The sequence below is a fragment of the Kitasatospora azatica KCTC 9699 genome (assembly GCF_000744785.1).
GTDB classification, from domain to species: domain Bacteria; phylum Actinomycetota; class Actinomycetes; order Streptomycetales; family Streptomycetaceae; genus Kitasatospora; species Kitasatospora azatica.
Genome location: NZ_JQMO01000003.1, coordinates 1,836,590 through 1,854,737 on the forward strand (window position 1 = coordinate 1,836,590; position 18,148 = coordinate 1,854,737).

An 18,148-nucleotide genomic window follows, 5' to 3' on the forward strand; every position below is an offset into this window, starting at 1 on the left:
AACGACGGGAAGGACCCGAGCGCATGGCCAACCCGGCCGCCACCTCCACTGGAGGCATCGCCATTACCGAGCACCGCCTGGCCAACGGCCTGCGGGTGGTGCTCTCCGAGGACCACCTCACGCCGGTGGCCGCGGTCTGCCTCTGGTACGACGTCGGCTCCCGCCACGAGGTCAAGGGCCGTACCGGGCTGGCGCACCTCTTCGAGCACCTGATGTTCCAGGGCTCCGCCAACGTCTCCAACAACGGCCACTTCGAACTGGTCCAGGGCGCCGGCGGCTCGCTGAACGGCACCACCAGCTTCGAGCGCACCAACTACTTCGAGACCATGCCGGCCCACCAGTTGGAGCTCGCGCTCTGGCTGGAGGCCGACCGGATGGGCTCGCTGCTGGCCGCCCTCGACGAGACGTCCATGGAGAACCAGCGCGACGTCGTCAAGAACGAGCGCCGCCAGCGCTACGACAACGTCCCGTACGGCACCGCCTTCGAGAAGCTCACCGCACTCTCCTTCCCCGACGGCCACCCGTACCACCACACCCCGATCGGCTCGATGGCCGACCTGGACGCGGCCACCCTGGAGGACGCCCGGACGTTCTTCCGCACCTACTACGCGCCCAACAACGCGGTGCTCTCGGTGGTCGGCGACATCGACCTCGAGCAGACCATCGCCTGGGTCGAGAAGTACTTCGGCACCATCCCCGCCCACGACGGCAAGCAGCCGCCCCGCGACGGCAGCCTGCCCGAGGTGATCGGCAGCGAGATCCGCGAGCTGGTCGAGGAGGAAGTCCCCTCCCGCGCCCTGATGAGCGCCTACCGGCTGCCGCAGGACGGCACCCGCGAGGCCGACGCCGCCGACCTGGCGCTCACCGTGCTCGGCTCCGGCGAGTCCAGCCGCCTCTACAACCGGCTGGTCCGCCGCGACCGCACCGCCGTCTCGGCCGGCTTCGGCCTGCTGCGCCTGGCCGGTGCCCCCTCGCTCGGCTGGCTGGACGTCAAGTCCTCCGGCGAGGCCACCATCGCGCAGATCGACACCGCGGTCGACGAGGAACTCGCCCGCTTCGCGGCCGACGGCCCCACCACCGAGGAGCTGGAGCGGGCCCAGGCGCAGATCGAGCGCGAGTGGCTGGACCGGCTCACCACGGTGGCTGGCCGGGCCGACGAACTCTGCCGCTACGCCGTGCTGTTCGGCGACCCCAAGCTGGTCAACGGCGCACTGGACCGGGTGCTCGACATCACCGCCGAGGAGGTCCGCGCCGTCGCCGCGGCCCGCCTGCGACCCGACAACCGCGCGGTGCTGGTCTACGAGCCGGTCTCCGCTTCCACCGACGAAGAGGAGGACGCCGCGTGACCTCCGCAGTCCCCACCATGACCTTCCACCCGCAGCCGCAGCCGGGCACCCCCACCCCCTGGGCCTTCCCCGCGCCGCAGCGCGCCACCCTGGCCAACGGCCTGACGGTGCTGCACTGCGACCGCCCCGGCCAGCAGCTGGTCGCCGTCGAGGTGCTGGTCGACGCCCCGCTCGCCGCCGAGCCGGACGGCCTGGACGGCGTCGCCACCATCCTGGCCCGGGCCCTCAGCGAGGGCACCGACACGCTCACCGCCGAGGAGTTCGCCGGCGAACTGGAGCGGGCCGGCGCCACCCTGGACGCGCACGCCGACCACCCCTGCATCCGGGTCGTCCTGGAGGTCCCGGCCTCCCGCCTGGAGCGCGGCCTGACCCTGCTCGCCGACGCACTGCGGGCCCCCGCGCTGCCCGCCGACGAGATCGAGCGACTGGTCGCCAACCGGCTGGACGAGATCGTCCACGAGCAGGCCAACCCGGCCCGGCGCGCCGCCAAGGCGCTCTACGCCGAACTGTTCGCCGCCGAGGACCGGCTCTCCCGCCCGCGCTCCGGCAGCGCCGAGACCGTCCAGCGGATCGACCGGGCCGCCGTCCAGGCGTTCTACGCCGCGCACGTGCGCCCCGCCACCGCCACCCTGGTGATCGTCGGCGACCTCACCGGCGTGGACCTGCCCGCACTGCTGGAGTCCACCCTCGGTCGCTGGAACGGCGAGAAGGCCGAGCCCAGCAGCTCCGCCCCGGTCAGCGCCGACGACCGCGGCCGGGTGGTCATCGTCGACCGGCCCGGCTCGGTGCAGACCCAGCTGCTGATCGGCCGGATCGGCCCCGACCGGCACGACCCCGCCTGGGCCGCGCAGATCCTCGGCACCTACTGCCTGGGCGGCACCCTGACCTCCCGACTGGACCGGGTGCTGCGCGAGGAGAAGGGCTACACCTACGGCGTGCGGGCCTTCGCCCAGCCGCTGCGCTCCAACGCCGAGGGCTCGGGCCGGGCGCTGCTGGCGATCAGCGGCTCGGTGGACACCGAGTCCACCGCCCCCGCGCTCGCCGACACCTGGACCATCCTGCGCACCCTGGCCGCCGAAGGGCTCACCGACGGTGAGCGCGAGGAGGCCGTGCAGTTCCTGGTCGGGGTCGCCCCGCTGAAGTACGAGACGGCCGGCTCGGTCGCCGCCACCCTGGCCGACCAGGTCGAGCAGCACCTGGCCGACGACTTCCAGGCCGAGGTCTACCGGCAGCTGGCCGAACTCGGCACCGCCGCCGCCACCGAGGCCGTGGTCGCCGCCTTCCCGACCGAGCAGCTGGTCACCGTGCTGGTCGGCGACGCCTCGGTGATCGCCGAGGACGTCAAGGCGCTGGGCATCGGCGAGGTCACCGTCATCAGCAACTGACGCCGCATCAGCAGGCCCGGCGGGTGCGCCCGTCGGGCCTGCTTTTTATTTCCTTGCGCGCCGTGGCCGATCCATGGGTAGATATCGCCACCTGAGAGATTCGGAAAGGAGGACGGTCACCATGCGGGTCGAGCAAACCGGTAGGCGAACTGACGCCCGACGCTCCCCGAGGCCGTCCTGCCCTGCCGTCTCCGCCTGAGGCCCTTCACGGCCTGCCCTTTCTCTCCGTTTCTCTCCGTTTCTCTCCCTTTCGCTTCCCGAGCCACGCCGGACGCTTCGCGTGGCAGTTCTACCCTGGATCTGTCGACCTTTGGGGGTCAGTTTCACCATGTCGTACACCGAGGTACCCGGCGCGCGGGTCCCCATCCGGATGTGGGCCGACCCGGCCACCGTCGAAGGCGCGGCCATGCAGCAGCTGCGCAACATCTCCACCCTGCCCTGGCTGCACGGCCTGGCCGTGATGCCCGACGTCCACCTCGGCAAGGGCGCGACCGTGGGGTCGGTCATCGCGATGAAGGGCGCGGTCTGCCCGGCGGCGGTCGGCGTGGACATCGGCTGCGGAATGAGCGCGGTGAAGACCTCGCTCAACGCCCGCGACCTGCCCGACGACCTGAGCCGGCTGCGGTCGAAGATCGAGCAGGCGATCCCGGTCGGGCGAGGGCTGCACAGCGAGGCGGTGGACCCGTCCGGGCTGCACGGCTTCGCTGCTGCGGGCTGGAGCGACCTGTGGGACCGGTTCGACGGTGTGGCGTCGGACGTGAAGTGGCGCCGGGAGCGGGCGATGCAGCAGATGGGTTCGCTTGGATCAGGAAATCACTTCATCGAAGTATGTGTTGATGAGACCGGCGCGGTCTGGCTGATGCTCCACTCGGGCTCCCGCAACATCGGCAAGGAGCTGGCGGAGCATCACATGACCGTCGCCCGTTCGCTCCCGCACAACCAGGGCATCGTCGACCGCGACCTCGCGGTCTTCATCGCGGACACCCCGCAGATGAACGCCTACCGCAACGACCTGTTCTGGGCGCAGGAGTACGCCAAGTACAACCGCGCGGTGATGATGGCGCTCTTCCAGGACGCGGTGCGCAGCGAGTTCCGGCGGACCAAGGTCACCTTCGAGCCCGTGATCAGCTGCCACCACAACTACGTGGCGGAGGAGCGTTACGAAGGCGTCGACGTCCTGGTGACCCGCAAGGGCGCGATCCGCGCGGGCTCCGGTGACCTCGGGATCATCCCCGGCTCGATGGGCACCGGCTCCTACATCGTCCGCGGCCTGGGCAACCCGGCCTCGTTCAACTCCGCCTCGCACGGCGCCGGCCGCAAGATGAGCCGGACCGCGGCGAAGAAGCGGTTCACCACCCGCGACCTGGTCGAGCAGACCAAGGGCGTGGAGTGCCGCAAGGACGCCGGTGTGGTGGACGAGATCCCGGGCGCGTACAAGTCCATCGAGAAGGTGATGGAACAGCAGCGGGACCTGGTCGAGGTGGTCGCACACCTCAAGCAGGTGGTCTGCGTGAAGGGTTGAGCGGGAACCGTCCGCCTCATTCGCGCTGCCGGAGCAGCAGGGTGACGAAGCCGAAGGTGCCCTGGTAGCCGCGTAGCCAGCCGGTGCGGTGGTCGGCGGCGCGTTGGGCGGCCTGGGTGGCGTCGGGGTCTTCGGGGTGGTCGAGGGCCCACTCGGCCAGGGAGCCGGTCCAGCTCCACTCGTAGTCGTCCAGTTCGCTCTGGCTGCTCTGGTGGCCGTAGACCGGGACCCAGCCCTCGGCGGTGACGCGGTCGACCAGGGTGGGCAGGTCGTCGAAGTCCTCCCGGGTCGCGCCGCCGAAGCCGTCGAGGGTGGCCTGGTCGGGCGCGCGCTGCCAGTAGCCCTCGCCGACCAGGACCTGTCCGCCGGGGGCGAGGTGGCGGCGGGCGGCGGCCAGGGTGGGCAGCAGTCCGTCGAAGGCGTGCGTGGCGCCGACGCAGAGCACCAGGTCGTAGGGGTGCGGCGCGGTGAACTCGGCGGCCGGCCGGTGGTGCAGGCCGAGCCGGCGGACCACGCCGAGTCGCTCGGCGCTCTCGCGCGCCTGGGTGAGCCCGCCGGCGTCGATGTCCACCCCGTCGGCGGTCAGGCCGGGATGCGTGGCCAGCGCTCGCAGCAGCCAGGCCCCCTCGCCGCAGCCGAGGTCCAGTACCCGTTCGTCCCCGCGCCGAACGGCCCGCCGGAGCAGGGTGGCCACGCTCTCGTCGCTCAGCGGGGCGGCGATCGGGTGGTGGGTGTGGGCGAGGCGGGAGATCTTCTGGCGGTCCATCCCTCCACCATGGCAGCCGGTCGGGCGGTCTGGGAACCCGATTACTGCACCGGCTGAACCGTCGTCAGCTCCGAGGGCGCGGGGGCGGGGCCGGTGACGGTGCCGCCCCCGCGATCGCAGGTCGGTCTCAGGCCGCGGGCAGCTCGTCCAGTCCGTTCTCGACCATCTTGGCCAGCCGGTCCAGCGCGGCGTCGGCCTCGGGCGCGTCGGAGGCCAGCACGACATCCTCGCCGCCCTCGGCGCCGAGCGCCAGCAGGCCGAGCATGGAGGCGGCGTTGACCGGGGCGCCGCCGGCCTTGGCGATGGTGACGGGCACGCCGAGGGCGGCGGCCGCCCGGACGAAGACGGAGGCGGGACGGGCGTGCAGGCCCTCGGGCCAACCGATGGTGACGCGGCGCTCGGCCATGAGACGTGCCTTTCAGGTGGTGCTGCTTGCAGACATGTTGTCTAGACCATTCTGACACGACGGCCCAGAAACGAGTTCCACCCTGTCGCGCCCGCACACCGGGCGCCATCCGGCTCGCCGCCGGATAGCCTGGCGCCTGTGGAGCACCCCGCAGACGTCGACCAGCCCGGTTATCCCCAGCACTGGGAGGCCGACATCCTGTTGCGCGACGGCGGCACCGCGCGGATCCGGCCCATCGTCCCGGCCGACGCCGACCGTCTGGTGGAGTTCTACGCCCAGGTTTCCGACCAGTCGAAGTACTTCCGGTTCTTCGCCCCCTATCCCCGGCTCTCCGCCAAGGACGTCCAGCGCTTCACCCACCACGACTTCGTCGACCGGGTCGCGCTGGCCGTGGTGGTCCGCGACCGCTTCATCGCCACCGTCCGCTACGACCGGATCGACGAGCACGGCCGCCCGTCCACCACCGGCACCGACGCCGAGGTGGCCTTCCTGGTCCAAGACGCCCACCAGGGCCGGGGCGTGGCCTCCGCGCTGCTGGAGCACATCGCGGCCGTCGCCCAGGAACGCGGCATCCGCCGGTTCGTCGCCGAGGTGCTGCCCGAGAACCGCAAGATGACCAAGGTCTTCACCGACGCCGGCTACACCCAGAAGCGCAGCTTCGCCGACGGCGTGGTGCACCTGGAGTTCGACCTGGAGCCCACCGCCGCCTCGCTCGCCGTGATGCGGGCCCGCGAACACCGCGCCGAAGCCCGCTCGGTGCAACGGCTGCTGACGCCCCGTTCGGTCGCGGTGATCGGCGTCTCCCGCACCGAGCTCTCGGCCGGCCGCTCACTGCTGCGCGCCGCGCTGGGCAGCGGCTTCACCGGACCGGTGTACGCGGTGAACAGCCGGGCCCCCAAGGGCACCGAGCTGGAGGGCGTGGAGCTGCACCGCTCGGTGCTGGAGATCCCCGGACCGGTGGACCTGGCGGTGATCGCGGTGCCCGCCGAGGCCGTGCCCGCCGTGGTCGCCGAGTGCGGTGCGCACGGGGTGCGCGGACTGGTGGTGGTGACCGCCGGCTACGCCGAGACCGGACCGGCCGGCCGGGACCGGCAGCGCGCCCTGGTCCGCCAGGCCAGGGCAGCCGGCATGCGGGTGATCGGACCGAACGCCTTCGGCCTGCTCTCCACCGCTCCCGAGCACCCGCTCAACGCCTCGCTCGCCCCGCTGCTCCCCGCGCCCGGGCGGTTCGGGATCTTCTGCCAGTCCGGCGCGATCGGCGTGGCCCTGCTGGAGGCCGCGCACCGCCGCGGCCTCGGCGTCTCCTCCTTCGCCTCGGTCGGCAACCGGGCCGACGTCTCCGGCAACGACCTGCTGCAGTACTGGGAGGAGGACCCGGCGACCGAGGTGGTGCTGCTCTACCTGGAGTCCTTCGGCAACCCGCGCAAGTTCACCCGGATCGCCCGCCGGCTGGCCACCACCAAGCCGATCGTGGTGGTCAAGGGCGCCCGGCACACCGGCAGCCTGCCCCCGGGCCACGCCGTCCCGCCCACCGCCAGCGGCCTGCGCGACGCCACCGTGGACGCGCTCTTCCAGCAGGCCGGGGTGATCCGGGTCGAGACCATCACCGAACTCTTCGACACCGGCGAGCTGCTGGCCCAGCAACCGGTGCCGGCCGGCGACCGGGTCGCGGTGGTCGGCAACTCCGACTCGCTGGGGCTGCTCACCCACGACGCCTGCCTGAGCGCGGGCCTGCGCCCGCGCCCACCGGTGGACCTGACCACGGCCGCCACCGGCGAGCACTTCCGGGTCGCACTGGAGACCGCGCTCAGCGACAACGCGGTGGACGCGGTGATCGCGGTGGCCATCCCGCCGATCACCACCTCCACCACCGGCTTCCTGAGCGACGAGCCGCTGGCCGCCGGCGACCCGGCGATCACCGAGGCGCTGCTGGCGGCGGCCGCCACCGCCCACCGGCGCGGCAAGCCGCTGCTGCTCACCCACCTCGCGCTGACCGACCTGCCCGCCGCGCTGCGCACCGCCGAGCACGCCGTCCCGGCCTTCCCGGCTCCCGAACGCGCGGTGCGCGCCCTGACCCACGCCGTCCACTACGGCGCCTGGCGGCGGACCGCGGAGGCCGCCGAGCAGACCGCCCGGGTCCCCGAACTCGACCGGATCGACACCTTGGCCGCCCGCACCCTGGTGGAGTCCGCCCTGGACAGCCGCACCTCCCACCCGTCGCCCGCCACCACCCTTGCTCGAGGCGCTACGCGCCGCACCTTTCGTGCCCGCACCCAGCCGGGTGGCGCCCGGTTCACCCTGCCCGAGGAGCAGACCGCCGCGCTGCTCGCCCACTACGGCATCGACGTGCAGCGCGCGCTGCCCGCCGCCGAGGAGGAGCAGGCGGTGCGTGCCGCCGCCACGCTCGGTTACCCGGTCGCCCTCAAGGCCACCGCCGCCCACCTGCGCCACCGCCCCGACCTCGGCGGTGTGCGGCTCGACCTGACCGAGGAGGACGGGCTGCGCCGCGCCCACCGCGAGCTGTCCGCGCTGCTCGGCGGCGCCGCCCGGGCCGAACTCGTGGTGCAGAAGATGGCCGCGCGCGGGGTGGACACGGTGATCGGGGCCGCGGTGGACCCGGCGGTCGGCGCGATCCTGACCTTCGGGCTGGCCGGCGCCCCGGCCGAGCTGCTCGGCGACCTCGGGCACCGGTTGATCCCGGCCACCGACCTGGAGGTGGCCGCGCTGGTCCGCGAGGTGCGGGCGGCTCCGCTGCTGTTCGGCTGGCGCGGCGCGGCGCCGGTGGACACCGCCGCCCTGGAGGAGCTGCTGCTGAGGGTCTCCCAGCTGGTCGACGACCTGCCCGAGGTGGCCGGGGTGGACCTCGAGCCGGTGGTGGTGGCCCCGCACGGCCTGGCCGTGCTGGGGGCCAGGATCCGGCTCGCACCGCTGCCGGTCCGCAGTGATCTGGGCCCGCGCAGCATGAGCACCCTGTAACCTTCCTGGGTTGCGCCTTGCCGCTCCCGGCGGTAACGGCGCAGTCCAGCCCGCCGCCTTGGCGGGGCATGCCAGGATGGAGTTATGGCCAAGACCGGTACCACCACCACGCAGGACCTGCGCTCCGCGATCGAGCGCAGCGGCTACTACCCCGCGCTGGTGTCCGAAGCGGTGGAGTCCGCGGTGGGCCCCGAGCCGATCACCTCCTACCTGGTCCACCAGGAGACCACCTTCGACGCCAACGAGGTCCGCCGGCACGTCACGGTGCTGGTGCTGACCGCGACCCGGTTCGTGGTGAGCCACACCGACGAGCAGGCCGCCGACGCGTCCAGCCCGGTGCCGTACGCGACCACGTCCACCGAGAGCGTGCGGCTGGACCGGATCGGCTCGGTGGTGCTGAGCCGGATGGTGGCCAACCCGGAGACGTACACCCCCGGCACGCTGCCGCGCGAGGTGGTGCTGACCATCGGCTGGGGCGCGGTGCAGCGGATCGACCTGGAGCCGGCCGGCTGCTCCGACCCGAACTGCGAGGCGGACCACGGCTACACCGGTTCGGCCACCGCTGACGACCTGTCACTGCGGGTCAGCGAGGCGGGCGACGGCCCCGAGACGGTGGGCCAGGCGCTGGTCTTCGCCCGGGCGCTGTCCGAGGCCACCATCAGCAGGGTCTGAGGCCTACCAGCGCATGATGTCGCACGCCTACGACCACGACGGCTTCGAGCTGCTCGACCCCGCCGACGCACCCGCCCCCGGCTACGGCGGCGGCTCGCTCAGCGACCTGCTGCCCTCGGTGGCGGCGGGCCTCGGTGTGCCCGGGTTCACCAGCACCCTGCCGCTGGCCCCGGCCGACCGGGTCTGCGTCTTCCTGGTGGACGGCCTGGGCTGGGAGCTGATCCGCCGGCACCCCGAGTACGCGCCGTTCCTGAACTCGCTGCTGCCGAGCTCGCTGGGCGGCGCCGGCCGCCCGCTGACCGCCGGCTTCCCGTCCACCACCGCCACCTCGCTGGCCTCGGTGGGCACCGGCCTGCCGCCGGGCCTGCACGGACTGGCCGGGTACACGGTGGCGATCCCGGGCCAGAACCAGCTGATGAACCAGCTGCGCTGGCAGCCACCGGTGGATCCGCACAGCTGGCAGCCCTACCCGACGGTCTTCGAGCGGGTGCACGCCGCCGGCGTGGCGGCCAGCCAGGTCTCCTCGCCGCTGTTCGCGCAGACCCCGCTGACCCGGGTCGCGCTCTCCGGCGGCGAGTTCCTCGGCCGTACCACCGGTGAGGAGCGGATGGACCTGGCGGCCCGTCAGCTCGCGGCCACCGACCGGGCGCTGGTGTACACGTACGTCAGCGAGCTGGACGGGATGGGCCACCGGTACGGGGTCGACTCGGACGAGTGGCGGATGATGCTCGACACCGTCGACCGGCTCGCCCGGCGGCTGGCCGAACAGCTGCCGCCGCGCTCGGTGCTGTACGTCACCGCCGACCACGGCATGATCGACATCGCGCCCGAGGACCGGATCGACTTCGACGAGGACTGGGAGCTGAGCGCGGGCGTGGCCCTGCTCGGCGGCGAGGCCCGGGCCCGGCACGTGTACGCGGTGCCGGGGGCGGCCGCCGACGTGTTCACGGTCTGGAGCGAGGTGCTGGGCGACCGGATGTGGGTGGCCACCCGGGACCAGGCGATCGAGGCCGGCTGGTTCGGCCCCTCGGTGGACGACCGGGTCTACCACCGGATCGGCGACGTGGTCGCCGCCGCCCGGGACGACGTCGCGGTGATCGCTTCGCGCAGCGAGCCGGGGGAGTCCGCGATGACCGGGCTGCACGGCTCGATGACCCCGGTGGAGCAGCTCGTCCCGCTGCTCGAAGTCCGTCCCCGATAGTCCCGACAAGAGAGGCTCTCGCCCCACCCATGGCTGAACTGGTGTTCTTCTCGGGCACGATGGACTGCGGCAAGTCGACCCTGGCACTGCAGATGAACCACAACCACGCGGCCCGCGGCCGGCAGGGGATCATCTTCGCCCGGCACGACCGGGCCGGCGCCTCGACCATCTCCAGCCGGCTCGGCCTGCGGGCCGAGGCGGTCGAGGTGACCGACGGCTTCGACTTCCAGCACTACGTGGTGCAGCTGCTCTCGGCCGGCGGCAAGGTCGACTACCTGATCTGCGACGAGGCCAACTTCTACACCGCCGAGCAGGTCGACCAGCTGGCCCGGGTGGTCGACGAGCTGGGCATCGACGTCTTCACCTTCGGCATCACCACCGACTTCCGCACCCGGCTCTTCCCCGGCTCGCAGCGGCTGATCGAACTGGCCGACCGGGTCGAGGTGCTGCAGGTCCAGGCCCTGTGTTGGTGCGGGGCCCGGGCCACCCACAACGCCCGCACGGTCGGCGGAGTCATGGTGGTCGAGGGCCCGCAGGTGGTGGTCGGCGACGTCGCGGTCAGCGAGCACGAGGTCGGCTACGAGGTGCTCTGTCGCCGTCACCACCGCCGCCGGCTGACCGCCGCCACCGCCCGCGCGGCCACCCTCTCGCCGGACGTGCTCCCCTTCGAACGGAGCTAGGGCCTGTCCCGCTGCGGCCTCAGGGCAGCGCCACCACGGAGAACCGGCCGCCCTCGGGGTCGGCCAGCCGGGCCACCCGTCCGTACGGCGTGTCGTGCGGCGCCACCAGCAGTGCGCCGCCCAGCTCCCGGCACTGGCGGACCGTCAGGTCCACATCGGCGACGGCGAAGTAGATCCGCCAGCGCGGCGGGCCGTCCCGCAGGTCGGTGGTCTGCCTGATCCCGGCCACCCGGTGCCCCTCCACCAGCAGGGTGGCGTCCTCCTCGCCGCGGGCCACCGCCGAGGGCTCGGCCGCCACCACCGCGCGCTCGAAGACCGAGCCGTAGAAGGTGGCGGCCAGCGGCTCGTCACTGGTCACCAGCTCGCTCCAGACCGGGGCGCCAGGCTCGCCGACCACCTCCCAGCCGAGGTGCTCCTGCCCCTCCCAGAGGCCGAAGAAGGCACCCGACAGGTCCGCCGCGACGGCGAGCCGACCGGCCCGCTCGCTCTGCAGCGGGCCGACCGCGACCGTGCCGCCGAAGTCGCGCACCCGGGCGGAGGCCTGGTCGGCGCTGTCCACGGCGAAGTAGGTGGTCCACTCGGTGGGCAGGCCCGGCTGCTCCGGGGCCAGGCCGATCCCGGCCACCTTGGCCCCGTGCAGGGTGGCCCGGACGTACGCGCCCAGCTCGGCGGGCCCCGGGGTGAAGCTCCAGTCCAGCAGGGGTCCGTAGAACGCCTTGGCCCGTTCGAGATCATGGACCAGCAGACTCACCCAGCAGGGTGATCCGTGCGCCACCCGGACCTGCACCGCAGTCATCGCCGACCTCCTCGCAGGGGTACCCGGCCCGGCGGCACGGGTCCCCGGGGCGATGCTCCCATCTGCTCGGGCGACACACCGGACGACGGCGCGGACATCATGGCAAAGAGCGCACAAAAGTCAGGTGGCCGCAACTTGATGAGCGGCTGAGGCAGCAGAATGGCCGTCATGGACAACACCTCTCCGTTGATCTCCGTCGAGGAGCTGGCCCAGGCGCTGACCGGCGACCGGCCGCCGGTGCTGCTGGACATCCGCTGGCAGCTGGGTGGGCCGCCCGGGTTCGAGGACTACACGGCCGGCCACCTGCCCGGCGCGTACTTCCTGGAACTGGACCGCGAGCTCTCGGCGCCCCCCGGCCCGCCCGGGGTCGGTGGCCGCCACCCGCTGCCCGACCCGGAGGCGCTGGGCACCGCGCTGCGCCGGGCGGACGTCAGCGCCGACCGCCCGGTGGTGGTCTACGACTCCGCCCCCGCGACCGCCGCCGCCCGCGCCTGGTGGCTGCTGCGCTGGGCGGGCCACACCGACGTGCGGGTGCTGGACGGCGGCTTCAACGCCTGGCAGGCCGCCGGCCTTCCGGTGACCACCGAGATCCCGGCCCCCGGTGAGGGCGACTTCAAGCCGGTCCCCGGCCAGCTGGCCACCCTGGACAAGGAGGCCGCGGCCGAGCTGGCCCGTACCGGTCTGCTGCTGGACTCCCGGGCGGCCGAACGCTACCGCGGCGAGGTGGAGCCGATCGACCCGCGGGCCGGGCACATCCCGGGCGCGGTCAGTGCGCCGACCTTCGAGAACAACACCGCGGACGGGCACTTCCGGCCGGTGGCCGAGCTGGCCGAGCGGTTCCGCGCCCTGGGCGCCGACGAGCAGCCGGTGGTCGGCGTGTACTGCGGCTCGGGCGTGACGGCGGCGCACAACGCACTGGCGCTGGAGCTGGCGGGGTATCAGGTGGCGCTCTACCCGGGCTCCTGGAGCGAGTGGTCGAGCGACGAGGCCCGTCCGGTGGCCACCGGCCCGGAGCGCGGCTGATCCAGCGGCGGCGGCCACCCCGCTCGGGGTGGCCGCCAAAACGCTGGTCCTACTACTACTCCTACTCCTGCTTCTTGCGCCGACTGCCGAAGACGATCTCGTCCCAGCTCGGCACGGTGGCCCGGCGTCCGGGGCGCACCCCGTCGGCCTCGGCCTGCCGGTCGGTGGTGCCGACCAGCCGCTCGCGGTGCGGGGCGACCGCCCGCGGCATCAGGATGTCCGCGTACGCGGAGCCGGCGCCGACGGCGGGAGCCGCCGCCGCTGCGGCCGCAGGCTCCTCGACCTCCTGGCCCTCCTCCACCGGGGCGGCCTCGATCGTCGCCGGACCCACCGTCAGATCGCCCCGGAAGGCCGGGACCACGTCCAACAGACTGGTCAGCGAGTCACGCGACTCGGCGGTGGCGGCGACCTCCCGCGCCTCGCGGGCCGGCAGCCGGTCCGGTGCCGACATGATCCGGTCGGCCGAGGGCCGCTCGATCATCGGGCGGTGCGGGCGGTCCTGGGGGAGCCGGGCGATCCGCGGGATGAACGGGAAGACCGACTCCTCCTCGCGCTCGACGCTCTCGCCGATCAGCGCGCGGGCCTCGTCGTCGTTCGGCTGGACCAGGCGGCGCGGCGGGTCGTACGTCCAGCTCGCGGTGCGGCCCTCGCCGTCCGAACGGTAGGAGAGGACGACCTCCCAGGTGCCGTCGTCACGGCGCCAGGAGTCCCAGCGCTCGGTGTCCTTCTCGGCGGCGCGCAGCACCAGGCGCTCGGCCACGGCCTCGCCCAGCTGCGGACCGGTGGACTCGCCGGGGCGGCGGATCGGGGTCTTGCGGGCGCGCTCGGCCATGAAGGCGCGCTCGGCCAGCACCGGGCCCTCGAAACGGCGCACCCGGTCCACCGAAATGCCCGCCGCCTGGGCGACCTCCTCGGCGGAGGCGCCGGCTCGTATCCGGGCCTGGATGTCGCGGGGGCGAAGGTGGCTCTCGACCTCGATCTCGATCTGGCCGAGGCGCGGACGGTCACCGCGAATGGCGGCGCGCAGGCGCTCGTCGATCGGGAGGGTGTACTCCGTACTGTCGGCAGCCTTGAGCACCAGCCGTGTGCCGTCGTTGCTGACGGCCACAACCCGCAGTTCGGGCACGGTTACCTCCCGGGTGGTGCCTGCCGACGTCACCTGCGTCGCTGCTCCCGTACTGAGTGTGGCCTGCCCACTGTCGACTTGCCACAACCTTGCAGAGTTCTCCGGCGTGTCGGACTTCCGCCCGGTTACGCCGCTGTGGCACGGTGGCCTGTTCGCGTCATCCGGTGACGCCGCGTCAGGACCTCCCGGCCGTTCCCCGCACGTGGATGTGGAGCGACGGTTCGGGTCAAGCGCCGCCGTGCGTGTCCGCTCCTGCGGCCGCCGTTCCGATTGCCGGTGGAAAGGCAGTCGAGAGGATGACCGAAGGCTCAGACTCCACGAACAGTACTCCATTCGTGGCATCCACAGGGGCGGCTCGCCGCTCAAGTCTCCCGCGATTCACGGGAATCTCAAGAGCGGGGACTCCATTGGCGGACCGCCGATCAGCTGACGGTGATCATCTTCACATATATCGACTGGAAAGAACTGGATTTTCGACCCTTGTGTCCTTCTATGTGCACAATGGGCGCTCCTATCGGATGGACTGATGAACCGAAGGACCGCCTGTTGGGCGGACCTGACGAGATATCGAGGACTTGGCGAGGGACGGATGCCCGAGAAGACGAAGCGGCCGACGAGCGGTCGGCGGATCGATCTGAGCGTCACCCAGGTCGCCGCCAGCGCACTGGCCGCGGTGGTCGGCGCGGTGCTCGCCTCGGAACTCGGGGTCTACGGGACGGTGATCGGCGTGGCGGTGGTGAGCATCGGCGCGACCACCGGCGGTGCGGTCTTCCAGCACCTCTTCAAGCGCACCGGCGAGCAGCTGCGGGAGGCCACCGACCGGGGGCCCGGCAGTTCGCTGAACGAGTTGCGGCAGGTGGCCGCCACCGACACCGCGCCGCTGCCGGCCGCCTGGCGCCCCGACGCGCCGCCCAGCAGCGCCTGGAACGTCTCCCCGGCGCGGCGGGCCGGGAAGCGCCGGGGCTGGAGGACCTGCGCGGCGCTCTCCGGACTGGTCTTCGTGCTGGCGATGACCCCGATCGTGGTCACCGAACTGGTCGCCGGCAAGACCATGCACGCCATCACCACCGGCCAGGACGGTGGCGGCACCTCGGTGGTCCCCGGCAGCGGCGGCAAGGGGTCCACCCCCGCGCCGGCGCGCAGCAGCGAGCAGGGCGCGCCGCCGAGCCCGCCCGCCTCGGACAGCGCCACGCCCAGCCCGAGCCCCTCGACCAACCCGTCGACCAGTCCTTCGCCCAGCCCGTCGTCCAGCCCGTCGGCCAACCCATCGTCGAGCCCGAGCCCGAGCGGGACGCCCAGCCCCGGTCCGTCGCCGAGCGCGCCGCCCACGCCGACACCCACCCCGAACGCGGCCACCGGCACACCCTCGGACCCGGCCACCGCGCAGGCGCCGCCCGCCGCGTCCGGCACGCCGTCGCCCTAGGCTCCGCCCGCTAGTCGCCCAGCACCCGGCGCAGGTACCCGTTGGCGAACCGGCGCTCGGGGTCGACCCGGTCGCGCAGTGCGGTGAAGTCGCCGAAGTGCGGGTAGACCCCGGCCAGGTACTCGGCGTCGCGGGTGTGCAGCTTGCCCCAGTGCGGGCGGCCCTGGTGCGCCGTCATCAGCTGCTCGACGGCGGTGAAGTAGCCCTGCTCCGCAGTGCCCCGGTAGAGGTGGACGGCGATGTAGACCGAGTCGCGCCCGTTCGCGGTGGAGAGCCACAGGTCGTCGGCGGGGGCGCAGCGCACCTCGACCGGGAAGCTGATCTGCCAGTCGCTGCGCTCCACCAGGCGCTTGAGCTCGCACAGCACCGTGGTGGCCGCCTCGCGCGGTACGGCGTACTCCATCTCGATGAAGCGGACCTTGCGCGGGCTGGTGAAGACCTTGTACGCCAGGTCCGTGTAGGTCCGCTCGGACCAGGCCCGGCTGGCCACCGCCGCGATCGCCGGGATGCTCTTCGGGAACGCCCGGCCGATCCGGCAGGCGCCCTCCCAGACGGTGTTGGACAGGAAGTCGTCCTCCAGCCAGGCCTTGAACGGCGCCAGCGGGGCGGCCGGGCCCTGGCTCCGGTTGTTGCGCTTGGTGCTGCAGCGGTCGGTGTGCGGGAACCAGTAGAACTCGAAGTGCTCGTTGACGCCGGTCAGCTGCTCGAAGTCGCCGAGCACCTGCTCGAAGCCCATCGGCTGCTCGTGGGCGGTCAGCAGGAATGCGGGTTCGACGCCGAAGGTGATCGCGCTGATCACGCCGAGCGCGCCCAGGCCCAGCCGGGCGCCCTGGAACAGCTCGGGTTCCTCGGTGGGCGAGCAGCGGTGCACGCTGCCGTCGGCGAGCACGATCTCCAGGGCCTTGATCTGCGCGGCCAGCGAGCCGGAGTCGCGTCCGGTGCCGTGGGTGCCGGTGCTGGTGGCGCCGGCCACCGTCTGCACCTCGATGTCGCCCATGTTGGTCAGCGACAGGTCGGCCGCCGCCAGCAGCCGGTTGAGCTGGGCCAGCGGCAGTCCGGACTCCACCGTGACGGTTCCGGCCTGGCGGTCCAGCTCACGGACGGCGGTGAGCGCCTCGGGGCGGACCAGCACGCCGTTGTCGGCGGCGGCGATCGCGGTGAAGGAGTGCCCGGAGCCGACCGCCTTGACGGTGCGGCCCTGCTCGCCGGCCTGCTTGACCACCGCGGCCAGCTCCTCGGCGGAGCCCGGCGTGACCATCTGGCTGGGCTCGGCGCTCTGGTTGCCCGCCCAGTTGCTCCAGCGGCCGTCGGTGACGCTAGCGGGCATGCGTAAGCCTCCTGCGAGAGTGCCTTACCAGTGGGTAGGGAGCCTAGTCACCGGCTTCCCACAGGTCTACGCCCGTGGGGCGGCCATCCCGCCCGATGAGCAGCCCGCCCACTGGTCAGTCCGTCCACTGGTCAGTCCGTCCACGGAGTCAGGGTGTCACCGAGACGGCGGGCGGTGCCGGGACCCGCGCTGCCGGGCGCAGCCAGCGTCCGCCGGCGAGCGCGACCAGCAGGGCGAAGACGCCGGCCGCGAGCGGGACCCGGTAGCCGGCCGCGGCGCCGGCCGCGTCCACCACCAGGCCGGCCAGCGAGGAGCCGCCGGCCACGCCGAGGGCCAGTCCGGTGGTGGTCCAGGTCATCCCCTCGGTCAGCTGGGAGGCCGGGACCAGGCGCTCCACCAGGCCCATCGCGGTGATCATCGTCGGGGCTATGGAGAGTCCGGAGAGGAAGAGCGCGCCGCCGACCGCGACCAGCCCGAGCGTCCCGGAGCACCAGGCGGCCGCGAGCACCAGCGGTAGCATGCTGACCGCCATCACGCCGACGCCGGCCTGGAACCGGTGGGCCGCGGTGCCGCGCGGGCGCAGCGCGCCGAACACCACCCCGGCCAGTCCGGAGCCCAGCGCGTAGACCGCGAGCACCAGGCTGGAGGCGGCGGTGTGCTGCTGGGCCTGGGCGTAGGCCACGGTGACCACCTCGACCGAGCCGAAGATCGCCCCGGTGGCGACGAAGGTCAGCACCAGCACCCGGAGCCCGGCCGAGCTGAGCGCCGACCCGCCGGAGCGGCGGGCGGCCGGGTGGACCGGCGGTTCGGTGCTGCGCTGCGCGGTGAACAGGGCGACGCCGACCGCCAGGAAGATCCCGGCCAGCAGCACGCCGGCCTCCGGGAAGACCGAGGTGGCCAGGCCGATCGACAGGATCGGGCCGACGATGAAGATCACCTCGTCGACCACCGACTCCAGCGCGTACGCGGTGTGCAGCTTGGAGGCGTCGGTGCGGTACAGCAGCGCCCAGCGGGCCCGGACCAGCGCGCCGGTGCTCGGCATGGTGCCCATGCCGATCGCGCACAGGAAGAACGTCCAGTCCGGGGTGCCGGCCTGGGCGCAGAGCAGCATCGCGATGGTGGCCAGCACCGAGATCGCGGTGGCGGGCCGGGCCACCCGGCGCTGTCCGTACCGGTCGACCAGTCGGGAGACCTGCGGTCCCATCGCCGCCGCCGCCAGCGCCATGGTCGCCGAGACCGCGCCGGCCACCCCGTAGGAGCCGCGCAGCTGGGAGAGCATGGTGACGACCCCGATGCCGGTCATCGAGATCGGCAGACGGGAGAGGAAACCGGTGGCCGAGAAGGCCAGGCTGCCGGGTGCGGCGAAGATCTGGCGGTAGCTGGACAGCACGGTTTCTCCGGGGACAGGAACGGCGTAAGGAACATGGCTTGCCATGACAGCTTACGAAGTTTGGCAATCGGAATAAACCGGACAGCTTCCCGGGGCCCTGCCCGACCCG

15 protein-coding genes are annotated in these 18,148 nt (G+C 72.9%); 9 read left to right on the plus strand and 6 right to left on the minus strand.

Annotated features, from left to right (window positions below; genetic code table 11):
* Positions 1-23 precede the first annotated feature (23 nt).
* The 3 genes from BR98_RS18835 to BR98_RS18845 all read left to right on the plus strand — a co-directional run bounded on the left by BR98_RS18835 (position 24) and on the right by BR98_RS18845 (position 4,253).
* Positions 24-1,346: a M16 family metallopeptidase gene (locus BR98_RS18835; protein ID WP_035846187.1), complete on the plus strand. Its 1,323-nt coding sequence runs from the start codon at positions 24-26 to the stop codon at positions 1,344-1,346.
* Positions 1,347-1,363: 17 nt separating this feature from the next.
* Positions 1,364-2,731, plus strand: coding sequence for a M16 family metallopeptidase (locus BR98_RS18840; protein ID WP_035852969.1), 1,368 nt, complete (start codon positions 1,364-1,366; stop codon positions 2,729-2,731).
* A gap of 328 nt (positions 2,732-3,059) precedes the next feature.
* Positions 3,060-4,253: an RtcB family protein gene (locus BR98_RS18845; protein WP_035846189.1), complete on the plus strand. Its 1,194-nt coding sequence runs from the start codon at positions 3,060-3,062 to the stop codon at positions 4,251-4,253.
* 16 nt (positions 4,254-4,269) lie between these two features.
* On the opposite strand, the gene BR98_RS18850 is transcribed toward BR98_RS18845, so the two are convergent.
* A complete protein-coding gene (locus BR98_RS18850) occupies positions 4,270-5,019 on the minus strand; it encodes an SAM-dependent methyltransferase (protein ID WP_035846191.1) in 750 nt (249 codons plus the stop codon).
* Positions 5,020-5,146: 127 nt separating this feature from the next.
* A complete protein-coding gene (locus BR98_RS18855; protein WP_035846193.1) occupies positions 5,147-5,425 on the minus strand; it encodes an HPr family phosphocarrier protein in 279 nt (92 codons plus the stop codon).
* Positions 5,426-5,563: 138 nt separating this feature from the next.
* Between BR98_RS18855 and BR98_RS18860 the strand changes: the two genes are divergently transcribed.
* From BR98_RS18860 to BR98_RS18875, 4 genes are all read left to right on the plus strand, one after another.
* Positions 5,564-8,401: a bifunctional acetate--CoA ligase family protein/GNAT family N-acetyltransferase gene (locus BR98_RS18860; protein ID WP_035846195.1), complete on the plus strand. Its 2,838-nt coding sequence runs from the start codon at positions 5,564-5,566 to the stop codon at positions 8,399-8,401.
* An 84-nt stretch (positions 8,402-8,485) separates the two neighbouring features.
* Positions 8,486-9,073 carry a DUF5998 family protein gene (locus BR98_RS18865; RefSeq protein ID WP_035846197.1) on the plus strand — a complete coding sequence of 196 codons (588 nt, stop codon included), beginning with the start codon at positions 8,486-8,488 and terminating at the stop codon, positions 9,071-9,073.
* Positions 9,074-9,086: 13 nt separating this feature from the next.
* On the plus strand, positions 9,087-10,274 hold the full coding sequence (locus tag BR98_RS18870) for an alkaline phosphatase family protein (protein WP_083976724.1): 1,188 nt from the start codon (positions 9,087-9,089) through the stop codon (positions 10,272-10,274).
* Positions 10,275-10,303: 29 nt separating this feature from the next.
* Positions 10,304-10,954, plus strand: a complete 651-nt coding sequence (locus BR98_RS18875) for a thymidine kinase (RefSeq protein ID WP_035846199.1) — start codon at positions 10,304-10,306, stop codon at positions 10,952-10,954.
* A gap of 19 nt (positions 10,955-10,973) precedes the next feature.
* On the opposite strand, the gene BR98_RS18880 is transcribed toward BR98_RS18875, so the two are convergent.
* Positions 10,974-11,750, minus strand: coding sequence for a VOC family protein (locus BR98_RS18880; RefSeq protein WP_035846201.1), 777 nt, complete (start codon positions 11,748-11,750; stop codon positions 10,974-10,976).
* Positions 11,751-11,918: 168 nt separating this feature from the next.
* Between BR98_RS18880 and BR98_RS18885 the strand changes: the two genes are divergently transcribed.
* A complete protein-coding gene (locus BR98_RS18885; protein WP_035852976.1) occupies positions 11,919-12,773 on the plus strand; it encodes a sulfurtransferase in 855 nt (284 codons plus the stop codon).
* A 61-nt stretch (positions 12,774-12,834) separates the two neighbouring features.
* Here the strand turns inward: BR98_RS18885 and sepH are convergent, their stop codons facing one another.
* Complete coding sequence (gene sepH / locus BR98_RS18890) at positions 12,835-13,932, minus strand: septation protein SepH (protein WP_083976726.1); 1,098 nt, start codon at positions 13,930-13,932, stop codon at positions 12,835-12,837.
* Positions 13,933-14,488: 556 nt separating this feature from the next.
* Between sepH and BR98_RS18895 the strand changes: the two genes are divergently transcribed.
* Positions 14,489-15,322 (plus strand): hypothetical protein, encoded by an 834-nt coding sequence (locus BR98_RS18895; RefSeq protein ID WP_051969921.1) that lies wholly within the window; start codon positions 14,489-14,491, stop codon positions 15,320-15,322.
* Between the two features lie 10 nt (positions 15,323-15,332).
* On the opposite strand, the gene BR98_RS18900 is transcribed toward BR98_RS18895, so the two are convergent.
* Positions 15,333-16,649 carry a D-arabinono-1,4-lactone oxidase gene (locus BR98_RS18900; protein ID WP_035846206.1) on the minus strand — a complete coding sequence of 439 codons (1,317 nt, stop codon included), beginning with the start codon at positions 16,647-16,649 and terminating at the stop codon, positions 15,333-15,335.
* A gap of 148 nt (positions 16,650-16,797) precedes the next feature.
* On the minus strand, positions 16,798-18,039 hold the full coding sequence (locus BR98_RS18905; RefSeq protein WP_051969922.1) for an MFS transporter: 1,242 nt from the start codon (positions 18,037-18,039) through the stop codon (positions 16,798-16,800).
* Between the last annotated feature and the right edge of the window lie 109 nt (positions 18,040-18,148).